At 71.8% G+C, this 13,392-nt stretch carries 11 protein-coding genes and 1 pseudogene; 10 read left to right on the forward strand and 2 right to left on the reverse strand.

The window, feature by feature from the left end; genetic code table 11:
* A pseudogene (locus RBJ77_RS57335) lies at nt 1–259 on the reverse strand (hypothetical protein); the annotation flags it as partial.
* Between the two features lie 204 nt (nt 260–463).
* On the opposite strand from RBJ77_RS57335, the gene RBJ77_RS57340 reads away from it, so the two are divergent.
* The 4 genes from RBJ77_RS57340 (at nt 464) to RBJ77_RS57355 (ending at nt 5,371) form a co-directional block, all read left to right on the forward strand.
* On the forward strand, nt 464–1,411 hold the full coding sequence (locus RBJ77_RS57340) for an SCO0930 family lipoprotein (protein WP_372352228.1): 948 nt from the start codon (nt 464–466) through the stop codon (nt 1,409–1,411).
* Between the two features lie 296 nt (nt 1,412–1,707).
* On the forward strand, nt 1,708–2,523 hold the full coding sequence (locus RBJ77_RS57345) for an SAM-dependent methyltransferase (RefSeq protein WP_372352229.1): 816 nt from the start codon (nt 1,708–1,710) through the stop codon (nt 2,521–2,523).
* A complete protein-coding gene (locus tag RBJ77_RS57350) occupies nt 2,520–4,667 on the forward strand; it encodes a putative bifunctional diguanylate cyclase/phosphodiesterase (RefSeq protein WP_372352230.1) in 2,148 nt (715 codons plus the stop codon). The genes RBJ77_RS57345 and RBJ77_RS57350 overlap by 4 nt, the downstream gene beginning before the upstream one ends.
* A complete protein-coding gene (locus tag RBJ77_RS57355; protein ID WP_372352231.1) occupies nt 4,664–5,371 on the forward strand; it encodes a VOC family protein in 708 nt (235 codons plus the stop codon). The genes RBJ77_RS57350 and RBJ77_RS57355 overlap by 4 nt, the downstream gene beginning before the upstream one ends.
* A gap of 414 nt (nt 5,372–5,785) precedes the next feature.
* Here RBJ77_RS57355 and RBJ77_RS57360 read toward each other — a convergent pair whose 3' ends face one another.
* Nucleotides 5,786–6,676: a LysR family transcriptional regulator gene (locus RBJ77_RS57360; protein WP_372352232.1), complete on the reverse strand. Its 891-nt coding sequence runs from the start codon at nt 6,674–6,676 to the stop codon at nt 5,786–5,788.
* Between the two features lie 97 nt (nt 6,677–6,773).
* Here RBJ77_RS57360 and RBJ77_RS57365 point away from each other — a divergent pair, with 97 nt between their 5' ends.
* The 6 genes from RBJ77_RS57365 to RBJ77_RS57390 all read left to right on the forward strand — a co-directional run bounded on the left by RBJ77_RS57365 (nt 6,774) and on the right by RBJ77_RS57390 (nt 13,331).
* On the forward strand, nt 6,774–7,481 hold the full coding sequence (locus tag RBJ77_RS57365; RefSeq protein ID WP_372352233.1) for a succinate dehydrogenase: 708 nt from the start codon (nt 6,774–6,776) through the stop codon (nt 7,479–7,481).
* A 5-nt stretch (nt 7,482–7,486) separates the two neighbouring features.
* Nucleotides 7,487–9,445, forward strand: a complete 1,959-nt coding sequence (locus RBJ77_RS57370; RefSeq protein WP_372352234.1) for a fumarate reductase/succinate dehydrogenase flavoprotein subunit — start codon at nt 7,487–7,489, stop codon at nt 9,443–9,445.
* Entirely contained in the window at nt 9,442–10,188 is a 747-nt protein-coding gene (locus RBJ77_RS57375; protein WP_255980953.1) for a succinate dehydrogenase/fumarate reductase iron-sulfur subunit, read from the forward strand. Before RBJ77_RS57370 ends, RBJ77_RS57375 begins: the two co-directional genes overlap by 4 nt.
* Before the next feature lie 106 nt (nt 10,189–10,294).
* Nucleotides 10,295–11,332 carry a hypothetical protein gene (locus RBJ77_RS57380; RefSeq protein ID WP_372352235.1) on the forward strand — a complete coding sequence of 346 codons (1,038 nt, stop codon included), beginning with the start codon at nt 10,295–10,297 and terminating at the stop codon, nt 11,330–11,332.
* A gap of 17 nt (nt 11,333–11,349) precedes the next feature.
* Complete coding sequence (locus RBJ77_RS57385) at nt 11,350–12,009, forward strand: hypothetical protein (protein ID WP_372352236.1); 660 nt, start codon at nt 11,350–11,352, stop codon at nt 12,007–12,009.
* Nucleotides 12,006–13,331, forward strand: coding sequence for a nucleotidyl transferase AbiEii/AbiGii toxin family protein (locus RBJ77_RS57390; protein ID WP_372352237.1), 1,326 nt, complete (start codon nt 12,006–12,008; stop codon nt 13,329–13,331). Before RBJ77_RS57385 ends, RBJ77_RS57390 begins: the two co-directional genes overlap by 4 nt.
* The last annotated feature ends 61 nt before the right edge of the window (nt 13,332–13,392 follow it).

Here is a 13,392-nt window from a genome sequence, read left to right on the forward strand (position 1 = left end):
GCGGTGCGGGTTTCGGCGGCGGCGCGGGGGCCGGCTTCGTCGGCGGGGGCGTGCTCGGGCCCGCGCTGCAGGTGACGCCGTCGCCGGAGACCGCCACGGCGCCGCCCGTCGCGCCGCCGTCGATCGAGGCGTACGCACAGCTGTCGGCGGGGGCCAGCGCCTGGGCCACGGGCGCGGCGGCGCCGCACAGCCAGGCGGTGGCCAGCACCGCGAGGACTCGTGTGACCAGGGCGGACCTGGCCCGACTGGTTCGATCCACGACCGAGATCATGGGCGGCACTGCCGTCCGGCACGCCCGCGTCGCCGTGGATTGCCCCGAACGTGGGGAGTGGGGGCACACGAGGTTTGCGCGCAAGAAATCTTGAACCGCGTTGAACGCACCCGCCGTCCACGCCCGTACCTAGGGCCATGTGCGGACCCGACCGGGATCGCACAACACCCAAGTAACAAGCGGGAGTTGACGATGAAGACCTCCTGGCGGAGCGCCTCGCTCGTAGCGACAGCTGCGGCCTTGCTGGCGCTGACGACGGCGTGCGGTCAGGACAAGGGCGACCAGAGCACGAACGGCCAGAACGTGGGCAACGCGGCCCCGGCGCAGGGCGGTTACGGCTCCGACGGCTACGGCGACGCGGGCGGCGGCGCCGAGAAGGACGCCGCCAAGGCCAAGTCCGCCGGACAGCTCGCCGTGTGGGACAGCAAGAAGCTCGGCCGGGTCCTCACGGACAGCGCCGGATTCACCATGTACCGCTTCGACAAGGACACCGCGCAGCCGCCCAAGTCGAACTGCGACGCCGCCTGCCTCAAGGCCTGGCCCGCCGTCCCCGCGAGCGGCGCGAAGGCCGCGCCGGGCGTCGACCCGGCCCTGATGGGCGAGGTGACGGCGCCGGACGGCACCAAGCAGCTGACCATCGACGGCTGGCCGATGTACCGGTACGCGATGGACACCGCGCCGGGCGACGCCAAGGGGCAGGGCGTGGGCGGCACTTGGTACGCCGCGGCGCCCGACGGGAAGAAGGCGAGCCCGGCCTCCGCCGCGCAGCCCGCCGACCTCAAGGGCCTGTCCACGCGCAAGGACCCCAAGCTCGGCGAGATCGTCGTCGACAAGAACGGCATGACCGTCTACCGCTTCCTCAAGGACTCGGCGTGGCCCATCAAGTCCAACTGCGTGGGCGCGTGCGCGCAGAAGTGGCCGGCGGTCCCGCCGGTCGCGAAGAACGACACCGAGAACATTCCGCTCAAGGGATACATGACCTTCGCCCGGCCCGACGGCACCAAGCAGCAGACCCTGAACTGCTGGCCGGTCTATACGTTCTCCGGTGACAAGAAGCCGGGTGACACCAACGGTCAGGGAGTCGGTGGTACTTGGTACGCCGCGGCTCCGGACGGAAAGCCGGTGGGCGCTCCCAAGTAACAACCGAGGAGGGGCCGGTGCGTCCGGCAAGCGGCTCACAGTAGAGTCGTCAAGGATTTGGCGAATCGCCGGTCCGTTCCTCACATGGCCCAGTGATGGTCATGTGCCGGGAACGGACCGGTTCTTTTCGGTTGGGAAAGAGATGGTTTCGGGGTGGTTTCGGATCACGGCCAATTGGCACGTGCCGCAGGCAGTGACCGAGAACGGACGGTCAATTTCCGTTTTGACTCGCTCCTTTGGCAGCTGATCAGTAGCCTCAGCTCGAACACCGGCTCGCCTACGCCTTGGAGAGATTGATGGAGCGTCCTGCCTGGGCCCCGCAGGGCATCGACATCTCGGTGCCCAGTGTGTCCCGGATCTACGACTATTACCTGGGCGGTTCGCACAACTTCGAGGTCGACCGGGACGCCGCCCGCAAGGCCATGGAGTTCATGCCGGGCCTGCCCAAGATCATGCAGGCGAACCGGGCGTTCATGCGGCGGGCGGTGCGGTACGCCGTCGACGAGGGCATCACCCAGTTCCTCGACATCGGCTCCGGCATCCCGACCTTCGGCAACGTGCACGAGGTGGCCCAGCAGGCGAGCCCCGGTGCCCGCGTCGTCTACGTCGACCACGACCCGGTCGCCGTCGCCCACAGCAGGGCCGTGCTCGAAGGCAACACGGACACCGCGGTCCTCACGGCCGACCTGCGCAAGCCGCGGGACGTCCTGAGCGGCGTCGAGGTCACCCAACTCCTCGACCTGCGGCGGCCGGTGGCACTGCTCCTGGTCGCCGTACTGCATTTCGTCGAGGACGCCGACGACCCGTACGCGGCCGTGGCCGAACTCGGCGAGGCGCTCGCACCCGGCAGCCTGTTGATCGTGACGCACGCCTCCTACGAGGGAATGCACATCTCGACGGAGCAGGCCGACGGTGCGGTCGACGTCTACCGGAAGGACGTCCGCAATCCGCTGATCATGCGGAGTCCCGCGGAGATCGGACGCTTCTTCGAGGGCTACGAGGTGGTCGAGCCCGGCATCGTGCCGATGCCGGTGTGGCGGCCGCAGACCGCGCCCGAGGACGAGGACCCGTACACATTCGCGGGCTATGTGGGAGTGGGGCGCAAGGCGTGAGCGGAGAGCCGGGCGGACCGGAGGACAGACTGCGCAGGTTCGCCACGATCTGGAGCCGGGCCATCTACCCGGTGACGGCGACGTCCCTGACCCGGCCCGAGTTCGAGGAGGAACTCGTGCCGGTCGTCCGGCGGCTGCGCGCGGCACTGGCCGCGCGGAGCCTGGACGCCGTGGAGGCCAGGGCGGTCGGCGCCGCCCTGATCGACGCACACTGCACCGACCCCGAGGCGCTGAGCCGCACCCTCGACGTGGTCGACGCGTACCTCGTCCTGTACTGCGGCGAAGAGGCGCGCACGGCCGAGCGCGAGGACGATCTGCGGGCCCGCTGCGCCCGCATCCAGCACGCCGTCGCGGCCGGGTTCGCGGCCGCGTTGCGCGAGCGCACCCTTGCCGAGCAGGAGGCGATCTCGCGGGCCGCGCTCAACGCGCGCAGTGTCGTCGCCGAAGCCCTGCACGCGAGCGAGGCCCGGTTCCGCGCGGTGTTCCACGGCGCCGCCATCGGCATCGGCATCGCCGACCTCGACGGCACCGTCCTGGAGGTCAACGACGCGCTGGTGCGGATGTTCGGCGGCGGCGAGGGCCTGCTGCGCGGCCGCAACGTCGCCGAGTGGACCCACCCCGAGGACGCCCCGCAGGTCTGGCACCTCTACAACGAGCTGGTCCGCGGCGAGCGCGAGCACTACCGGGTGGAGAAGGCGTTCTACCGGCCCGACGGCACCGCCCTCTGGACCAATCTGACGGTGTCGCTGCTGCGCGACAAGGACGGTGTCCCGCAGTACCAGCTGGCCCTGATGGAGGACACCACCGAGCGCAGGCTGCTCAACCTGCGCCTGCGCTACGAGGCCACCCACGACGCGCTGACCGGCCTGCCCAACCGCACCCTCTTCTTCGAGCGCCTGGAGAAGGTGCTCGGCGCGGGCGAGGGCATGCGCTTCGGCCTGTGCTACCTCGACCTCGACGGCTTCAAGACCATCAACGACAGCCTCGGCCACGCCGTCGGCGACCGGCTCCTCGTCGAGGTCGCCGACCGGCTGCAGGCCTGCGCCACGGCCCGCGGCGAGATGGTCGCCCGGCTCGGCGGCGACGAGTTCGTCGCCCTGACCACCGGCAAGGACACCGAGGCCGAGGTCGACGAGCTCGCGGGCCGCATCATGAACGCCCTCGCCACGCCGATCCGCATCGACGGCCGCGAACTGACCGTGCGCGGCTCCATCGGCATAGTGGAGGGACCGGCCGGCGAGCGCAGCCCCGCCGAGGTGCTGCGCAGCGCCGACATCACGATGTACCGGGCCAAGTCCGCGGGCGGCAACCGCTACGAGCTCGCCGACCCCGAGGCCGACGCCCGCGCCATCACCCGGCACGGCCTGACCACGGCCCTGCCCGCCGCCCTGGACCGCGGCGAGTTCTTCATCGAGTACCAGCCGCTCGTGCACCTCGGCGACGGCAGCGTGCGCGGCGCCGAGGCCCTGGTCCGCTGGCTGCACCCGCAGCACGGCGTCCTCGGCCCCGACCGGTTCATCCCGCTCGCCGAGCACACCGGCCTCATCGTGCCGCTCGGCCGCTGGGTCCTGGAGGAATCGGTACGCCAGGCCCGGGTCTGGCAGGAACGGCACGCGGACGCGGGCCCCCTGCGCATCAACGTCAACCTGTCCCCGATGCAGCTCACCCACCCCGGGCTCGTCTCCGACACGGTCGACATCCTGGAGCGGGCCGGGCTCGCCCCGGGCGCGCTCTGCCTGGAGGTCACGGAGTCGGCGCTGATCGGCGCCGACGACGATCTGCTCAAGCCGCTGCGCCGGCTGTCCGAGATGGGCGTGGACATAGCGCTCGACGACTTCGGCACCGGCTACTCGAACCTCGCGAACCTGCGCCGGCTGCCGGTCAACGTGCTCAAGCTGGACCGTTCCTTCACCCAGGGCATGCAGCAGTACCCCGCGGATCCCGTGGACCTGAAGATCGTGGAGGGCATCGTCTCGCTCGCCCACAGCCTGAACCTCGCGGTCACCGTCGAGGGCGTCGAGACCGGCGCGCAGGCCGAGCAGCTGAAGCAGCTCGGCTGCGACACGGCGCAGGGCTGGTACTACGCCCGTCCCGGCCCGCCGGACCGGCTGCACGAGCTGGCCCTCGCGGACGCCACGGGGTGAGCGCGGTCCGGTGGGCGTACGCGTTCATCGACCGGCCGTACGCGGAGTTCGGCGCGGCCTGCGACTTCTGGGCGCGGGTCACCGGCACACGGTTGTCCGAACTCCGCGGTGAGCGTGGAAAGTTCGTGACGCTCATGCCGTCCGGCGGTGATCCTTGCCTGAAGGTGCAGGGGGTGCTGGACGGGGCGGGCGGCGCGCACGTCGACCTCGCCGTCGAGGACGTGGTCGGCGAGGCGCGGCGGGCGCGGTCTCTCGGGGCCGGGGCGGTGTACTCCGAACCGGGTCTCGAGGTGCTGCGCTCGCCCGCGGGGCAGTTGTTCTGCCTGGTGGCGTGGCAGGGGGAGCGGGTGGTGCCTGGCGCTGTGCCGCCGCGCAGCCGTCTCGACCAGGTGTGCCTGGACACGCCGTCGGACGCGTTCGACGCGGAGGTCGCCTTCTGGGGCCGGCTCACCGGGTGGCCCGAAGTGGCGTGCGCCGGGCCGGAGTTCAGGGTGCTGGCGGCGTCGCCGGTGCGGTTGCTGTTCCAGCGGCTCGACTCGGGTGACGTGGCGTCGGCCCATCTGGACGTGGCCTGCGGGGACCGCTCCGCGGTGCGGGGCGTTCATGAGGGGCTGGGGGCGGTGCGGGTGCGGGAGGGGCGGACCTGGACGGTCATGCGAGACCCCTCCGGGGGCGCGTACTGCCTCACGGACCGCACCCCGTAGGGGCTCCTCCGGGTCGACCGTCTGCGCGCGGGTGGGGCCTCGCCCCTGTGTCCTTCGACCGCGGGCCGGTGGGGGCTGCTCGCGCAGTTCCCCGCGCCCCTGGAAACCCGACTCCGTCCGCGACTCTCGTCGTGGTCGCTCGCGCAGTTCCCCGCGCCCCTGGAAACCCGATTTCGTCTGCGGCTCTCGCCGTTCCCCGCGCCCCTGGAAACCCGACTGCGTGTGCGGGTCTCGTCGTGGTTGCTCGCGCAGTTCCCCGCGCCCCTGAAGGGCGCACTCCGTGCGCCTCCAGGAGGCCGCAGGCCTCCAGGGGCGCGGGGAACTGCGCGAGAAGCCCCACGCACCGGCACCCCGCGACGAAAGCCCGGCACGGCAGACGCACCCGCACAGGGCAACGCTCAGGACGGGGCAGCGCTAGCCGGCCTGTTGCAGCAGCATGCGCTGCAGCTCGCGCGCAGCCCGTGGCGGAGCCACGTCCGAGCGGTGGGCCAGCGCGATCGTACGGTGGAGACCGGGACGGGCCAGCGGCGTGACGTGCAGATCGGCCCCGGCCCGCGTCGCCACCATCCACGGCACCACGGCCACCCCCAACCCCGCCCGGACGAACCCGAGCGCCGCGTCCATCTCCCCGCCCTCCACCGCGAAGTCCGGCTCGAACCCCTCCGCCCGGCACGCCGCGACGGTCAGCTCCCGCAGGTCGTACCCGTGCCGGAACATGACGAGCCGCTCACCCTCCAGGTCGGAGATCCGCACCGTTTTCCGCCCCCGCCCCGGCCGCGGTGACCCGGCCGACGACACCACCACCAACTCCTCCCGCAACAGCTCGACCGTGGTGAGCGCGGGCGCCGGCGCCGGCAGCGGCAGGACGACCAGCGCGAGATCCAGCGCGCCGCGCGCCAGCTCCCGCACGAGGTCGTGCGAGCCGCCTTCCTCGATCATCAGCTGGATGCCGGGATAGCGGTCGTGGAAGGCGCGCAGCACGTCGGGCAGCAGGCCCGTGCAGAGCGACGGCGTCGCCCCGAGCCGCACCCGGCCGCGTCTGAGCTGCGCCAGCTCCTGCACCTCGTGCCGGGCCGTGTCCGCGTCGGCGAGGATCCGGCGGGCCAGCGGAAGGAGCGCCTCGCCGGCGTCCGTCAGCGTGATGTTGCCCCGGGCGCGCAGGAACAGATCCGCCCCCAGCTCCCGCTCCAGCGCCCGGATCTGCTGGGACAGCGACGGCTGGGCGACGTGGACCAGTTCGGCGGCGCGGGTGAAGTGCCTGGTCTCCGCGACGGCGACGAAGTAGTGGAGCTGCTGGAACTGCATGCGTACCAGAATAGTTCCCTCCATAGCGAACCTCTATGGAAATGAGGCGCACCATGTCTTGGACCGATCGGGCCCTTCGCCCCTACCGTCTGGAGACATGGCTCTGGCAACGCGGACGGACCGACGGTCCTCCATGACGCGCACGATCTGGGACAGCTCCCTCGGCAAGAAGACCGTGATGGCTGTCAGCGGCATCGTCATGCTGCTGTACCTGGTCGCGCACATGATCGGGAACCTCAAGATCTTCTTCGGTCCCGAGGAGATCAACCACTACGCCCACTGGCTGCGCACCATGGGCGGACCGGTGCTCCACTACGAGTGGGCCCTGTGGCTGGTCCGGATCGTGCTCGTCGTCGCCGTCGTGGCCCACGCCACGTCCGCGTACCAGCTCAGCCGCCGCGACATCAGGGCGCGCCCCAGCAAGTACGTGCACAAGAAGCCGTCCGCGAGCTACGCCACGCGCACCATGCGCTGGGGCGGCATCATCCTCGGCCTGTTCATCGTCTGGCACATCCTCGACCTGACGACCGGCACGGTGCACCCGGGCGGGTACGAGCACCTGCACCCGTACCAGAACATCATCGACACGTTCTCGACCTGGTACGGCAACGTCATCTACATCGTCGCGGTGGTCGCGCTCGGCTTCCACGTCCAGCACGGGTTCTGGAGCGCCGCACAGACCCTCGGCGTCGGCAGCCGCAGCCGGGACCGCGTCCTGAAGACCGTCGGCACCGTACTCGCCGTACTGCTCACGCTCGGTTTCGTCGCCGTGCCCGTGGGCGTCATGACCGGATTGGTGAGCTGAAGAACATGACTCTGTCCTCCGAGTACGCGGAGTACTCCACCGGCGAACCGGTCGTCGACACCAAGGCCCCGGCCGGACCCGTGCACGAGCGCTGGGACAAGCGCCGCTTCGAGGCCAAGCTGGTCAACCCCGCCAACCGCCGCAAGCACACCGTCATCGTCGTCGGCACCGGCCTGGCCGGCGGCTCGGCGGGCGCGACGCTCGCCGAGCAGGGCTACCACGTCGTCCAGTTCTGCTACCAGGACTCCCCGCGCCGGGCCCACTCGATCGCCGCGCAGGGCGGCATCAACGCCGCGAAGAACTACCGCAACGACGGCGACTCCGTGCACCGGCTCTTCTACGACACCGTCAAGGGCGGCGACTTCCGGGCCCGCGAGTCCAACGTCCACCGGCTCGCCCAGATCTCCGTCGAGATCATCGACCAGTGCGTCGCCCAGGGCGTGCCCTTCGCCCGCGAGTACGGCGGACTCCTCGACACCCGGTCCTTCGGCGGCGTCCAGGTCTCCCGGACCTTCTACGCCCGCGGCCAGACGGGCCAGCAGCTCCTGCTCGGCGCCTACCAGGCCCTCAGCCGCCAGGTCGCCGCGGGCAACATCGAGCTGCACCCCCGTACCGAGATGCTCGACCTGGTCATCGTGGACGGCAAGGCGCGCGGCATCGTCGCCCGGGACCTCGTCACCGGGAAGATCGACACGTACTTCGCGGACGCCGTCGTACTCGCCTCCGGCGGCTACGGCAACGTCTTCTACCTGTCGACCAACGCGATGAACAGCAACGCCACGGCGATCTGGCGGGCGCACCGGCGCGGCGCCTACTTCGCCAACCCGTGCTTCACGCAGATCCACCCGACCTGCATCCCGCGCACCGGCGACCACCAGTCGAAGCTCACGCTGATGAGCGAGTCGCTGCGCAACGACGGACGGATCTGGGTGCCGAAGGCCAAGGGCGACGACCGCCCGGCCAACGAGATCCCCGAGGACGAGCGCGACTACTACCTGGAGCGCATCTACCCGTCCTTCGGCAACCTCGTGCCCCGCGACATCGCCTCCCGCGCCGCGAAGAACGTGTGCGACGAGGGGAGGGGCGTCGGACCCGGCGGCCAGGGCGTGTACCTGGACTTCGCCGACGCCATCCAGCGCATGGGCCGCAAGGCCGTCGAGGCCAAGTACGGCAACCTCTTCGACATGTACCAGCGGATCACCGACGAGGATCCGTACCAGGTGCCGATGCGCATCTACCCGGCCGTGCACTACACGATGGGCGGCCTGTGGGTCGACTACGACCTGTCGACCACGATCCCGGGCCTGTTCGCCATCGGTGAGGCGAACTTCTCCGACCACGGCGCCAACCGGCTCGGTGCGAGCGCGCTGATGCAGGGCCTCGCGGACGGCTACTTCGTCCTGCCCGCCACCATCAACGACTACCTCGCCAAGCACCCGCACGAGGAGGAAGTGACCGCCGAGCACCCCGCGACCGTCGAGGTCGTGCGCGAGACGGAGGAGCGGCTCGCCCGGCTGCTCGCCGTCGACGGCGACCGGACACCGGACTCCTTCCACCGCGAACTCGGCGAACTGATGTGGGAGTTCTGCGGCATGGCCCGCACGGAGCAGGGCCTGCGCAAGGCCCTCGACCGGATCCCGCAGATCCGCGAGGAGTTCTGGCGCCGCATCAAGGTGCCCGGCACCGGCGAGGAGTTCAACCAGTCGCTGGAGAAGGCCAACCGCATCGTCGACTACATCGAGCTCGCCGAGCTCATGTGCCTCGACGCGCTGCACCGCGCCGAGTCCTGCGGCGGCCACTTCCGCGAGGAGTCGCAGACGCCCGACGGTGAGGCCGCCCGCCAGGACGAGGAGTTCTCCTACGCGGCCGCCTGGGAGTTCACCGGCACCGGCGCCTCCCCGGTCCTGCACAAGGAAGACCTGGTCTTCGAGTACGTCCACCCCACTCAGCGGAGCTACGCATGAAGCTCACCCTGCGCGTCTGGCGCCAGAAGAACGCCGACGCCGAAGGCGCCATGTCCACGTACGAGGTCGACGGGATCTCCCAGGACATGTCGTTCCTGGAGATGCTCGACACCCTCAACGAGGAACTCATCGTCAAGGGCGAGGACCCCGTCGCCTTCGACCACGACTGCCGCGAGGGCATCTGCGGCGCGTGCTCGCTCGTCATCAACGGCGACGCGCACGGCCCCGAGCGCACCACCACCTGCCAGCTGCACATGCGGTCCTTCCAGGACGGCGACACGATCGACATCGAGCCGTGGCGCGCCTCCGCCTTCCCGGTCATCAAGGACCTGGTCGTCGACCGCACCGCCTTCGACCGGATCATCCAGGCCGGCGGCTACATCACGGCCCCGACCGGTGCGGCGCCCGAGGCCCACAGCACCCCCGTGCCCAAGCCCGACGCCGACTTCGCCTTCGAGCACGCCGAGTGCATCGGCTGCGGCGCGTGCGTGGCGGCCTGCCCCAACGGCGCGGCCATGCTCTTCACCTCCGCGAAGATCAACCACCTCAACGTCCTTCCGCAGGGCGCCCCGGAGCGCGAGACCCGGGTCCTGGACATGGTGGCCCAGATGGACGACGAGGGCTTCGGCGGCTGCACGCTGACCGGCGAGTGCGCGACGGCCTGCCCCAAGGGCATCCCGCTGTTCTCCATCACCAGCATGAACAAGGAGTGGCTGCGCGCGAACCGCAAGGTCGCCCGCTGACCCACCGAAAGGCGTCCCGCGAACAGCGCGGGGTGGGCGGGACCGGGAGGTGGTGCTCTCCCGGTCCCGCCATCGCGTTGTCGGCGCCCCCGGATACGCTTCGCGCATGATCTTCAAGCGCAGGGGGAGGGAGCGGTTCCTCGACGCCGTCACCGGTTTCGAGGCCGCTCTGCGGCAGCAGGACAGTGCGGCGGCCGAGCGCGGCCTGCGGCAGCTGCACCGGCACTACGGGCGCGCGGGGGCGCAGGAGTTGGCGACGGGCGCGGCGCGCCTCGCGGGGGCACTGGCCGACGTGCCGCCGGGGCCGCGCGGCACGGTCGCGGTCGTCATCGGGGCGTGCGTCGAGCGCGGTGCCGACCCGCGCGCGTGCGCACCGGCCGTCCTCGACCGTCTCGAGGACGCCGTCCGCGCCGCGGGCGAGTTCTGCGAGCGCTGGACCGGCAGCGGGGACGACGACCTCCCCGAGCCCGAGGACCCGGGGCCGGACGAGAAGGTGATCGAGCGCACCGGCTTCGAGCAGGCGATGGCCTGGTGGTCGCTGCCGCAGTGGGAGATGGCGTCCGTCGCGATGCTCAGCCACGCCGCCGTCCGCACCGGCCTCGACCCGGCACGGCGCGCCGCGCTCCTGACGTCGGTGCGGGCCGTCGAGGAGGCGTCCGGACACGACTTCAAGTGCCTGAAGTACGCCCTGCTCGTCCTGGACGACGAGCCGCTGGTCGTGTTCGACCGGCCGAGCGGTACGGGCTACGCCCTGCGGATGAGCGGCATCGGCGACACCTTCCAGCTGCACACGCTGCTCGCCCACCGGCTGGTGGGCGGCGGGCACCTGCCCGGCTCCGCGCCCGCACCGCAGGAGGTCGCCGTGTGCCGGGACGCGCCGGGCCAGGTCCCGACCCGGGGCGCATTCAATTTGGTGGCGCCGGACGGCAGTTGGATATGGAATGAGGGCACACCCAGCGACATACCCGTCGTCGACGGCTCCCGCCTGCTCGTCCTCGACCCGCCGCCGTACGACCGCGGCTGGCCGGCCGGACGGTTCTTCCCGGGGATGACGGGCGACCTGGTCCTGGAGCGGGTGCTCACAGCGGAGGAGACGGCACAGTGGTCCGCCCACGTCGAACCGGCCAAGGAGCTGGACAACTAGAGCGCTACGAAGGCGAGTTGGAGACCCACCTCACCGTCGATGCCGACGGGCCCGACTGCTCCGAGCGCTCCGACGGTGCCGACGGCGGCCCGGTCGCGCGGCTCGCCTCCTGGGCGGCGGCCCGCGGACTCGGCTTCACGCCCATCGTGCTCGCCCGCGGCCGGCACCGCTCCCAGCCGATGGTGACGCTGCGCGGCCGGGAGCGGGCCGACGCGTGGATCGCCGGCCGGGTCGCGCGGACCGTCGAGGACCTCGCCCGGGACGGCTTCCCCGTCGTCCGGGCGAAGACGGAGGCCGCGCCGTGGGCCACCGGAGTTCCGGCGACCGACGCCGAGGCCGACGCCGCCCCGGCGCACCTGCACTTCGAGCACCACGTCAAGGTGCTCCTGGACGAGGGCAGCGCCCCGCGGGCGCTCGCCGCGCGCGTCGAGCGGCACACCGCCCACGTGTCCTGGAACGCCCGCCGCACCCGCGCCGACGGACGTCACGAGCGCTTCGTGACCCAGCGCTGCCACGGCGTCGGCCGGGCCACCGCAGGGCGGCGCCTCGACGCGCTCCTCGCGGACCTCGCCGCCGTCCCCGGCGTGCGGATCCTGGAGACCGAGCGCGAGTACGTCCTGCACGACACCCGCCTCGCCCTCGACGCGGGCTGGATCAGGGAGGGAGATCCGTCATGACACCGCCCCCGCAGTCCCCAGGACCGCCCGACGACCAGGTCTGGCGGCGCGCCCTGCACGCGCAGGACCCGATCCCGCACACCTCACCGGCGGCGGAGGTCCGCTGGGGCCTCGCCCTGCCGCGTACCCTCGTGCCGGCGCCCGAGGGCCTCGACCAGCGGGCCGTCTTCGACCCGGCGCTGGTCCAGTTCCCGTACGCGTACCGGGCGGGCGACCCCCGGTTCACGAGCGAGGACGAGGCGCGGGCCTGGTTCCTCGCCCGGCGCACCGCCCTCGACCTGGTGCTCGCCGCCGTCGCCGGCACCCCGCTCGGCGCACGTCTGGTGCTGCGCGGCAGTGCGCTGATGGCCACCTGGTTCGGTGCCGCCGCGCGCGAGCCGGGCGATCTCGACTACGTGGCGCCCGCCGACTGGGAGTTCGAGGGCACCGAGGCCCGGGAGCTGTTCGGGCAGCTCGCGGCCGCCGCGCAGCGCACCGCGCGCGACCGGCCCGACGGGGGCGTCCTCATCGACGCCGACGGCGCGGTGACCGAGGACATCTGGACGTACGACCGGGTGCCGGGGCGACGGCTGCTGCTGCCGTGGACCGCGCCGGGCACGGCGGGCGGCACCGTACAGATCGACGTCGTCTTCCACGAACTGCTCGCGTCCCCGGCCGTCCCCACCCCGCTGCGCCCGCTCGGCGCGGGACCGGGCACGGTCGTCGACGCGGTCACGCCGGAGCTGTCGCTGGCCTGGAAGGTCATGTGGCTGATCAGCGACGTCCACCCGCAGGGCAAGGACCTCTACGACGCCGTCCTCCTCGCCGAGCGTTCCGCACCCTCCTACGAGGTGCTGCAGGCCGCGTTCGTCCTCGCGGGCGACGAACTGCTGCGGCCGGGCGGGCGCTGGTGGCTGACGGAGATCGCCGAGTGCGCCGACATCGGGTGGGAGCACTTCCGGAGCGAGTATCCGCAGGTCACAGGGGAGGCGGCCGAGTACATCGACCGTCTGCGAGCCGTCCTCGAACCGTTCGCCGAGCGAGCCGAGGACGAAGCGGCGTCGGACCCGTACGAGCGGTGGGCGCGCTGGCTGGCCCCGCTCGTCGAGCACGTGCGGGCCACAGCGCCGGACGCGCCCGTGCCCGCCGTCGCGGCCCGGACGACGGAGGCCGGCCGCTGGGGGTTCCTGGCCTCGGTGGTCGTCGTCCGCGAGGTCGTCGGGCGGGAGGCGATGACGGTGGACCAGGCATGCGCCGCCGTGCTGGAGCGGACCGAGCGCTGGGCGCACCTGCGCGAGCGTTCCGACCTGTGGTCCCGGCTCCTGACGGAACTGGGCTCCTGACGGAACTGGGCTCCTGACGGAACTGGGCTCCTGACGGAACTGGGCTCCTGACGGGAGGGGT

The sequence above is a fragment of the Streptomyces sp. KL116D genome, from assembly GCF_030766975.1.
Lineage (GTDB): Bacteria > Actinomycetota > Actinomycetes > Streptomycetales > Streptomycetaceae > Streptomyces > Streptomyces longispororuber_A.

Bases quoted from the DNA above. Each gene is read 5' to 3' on its own strand.
- RBJ77_RS57370 (WP_372352234.1), top strand. From the start codon at position 7,487: ATGACTCTGTCCTCCGAGTACGCGGAGTACTCCACCGGCGAACCGGTC.
- RBJ77_RS57340 (WP_372352228.1), top strand. From the start codon at position 464: ATGAAGACCTCCTGGCGGAGCGCCTCGCTCGTAGCGACAGCTGCGGCC.
- RBJ77_RS57375 (WP_255980953.1), top strand. From the start codon at position 9,442: ATGAAGCTCACCCTGCGCGTCTGGCGCCAGAAGAACGCCGACGCCGAA.
- RBJ77_RS57345 (WP_372352229.1), top strand. From the start codon at position 1,708: ATGGAGCGTCCTGCCTGGGCCCCGCAGGGCATCGACATCTCGGTGCCC.
- RBJ77_RS57365 (WP_372352233.1), top strand. From the start codon at position 6,774: ATGGCTCTGGCAACGCGGACGGACCGACGGTCCTCCATGACGCGCACG.
- RBJ77_RS57390 (WP_372352237.1), top strand. From the start codon at position 12,006: ATGACACCGCCCCCGCAGTCCCCAGGACCGCCCGACGACCAGGTCTGG.
- RBJ77_RS57360 (WP_372352232.1), bottom strand. From the start codon at position 6,676: ATGCAGTTCCAGCAGCTCCACTACTTCGTCGCCGTCGCGGAGACCAGG.
- RBJ77_RS57380 (WP_372352235.1), top strand. From the start codon at position 10,295: ATGATCTTCAAGCGCAGGGGGAGGGAGCGGTTCCTCGACGCCGTCACC.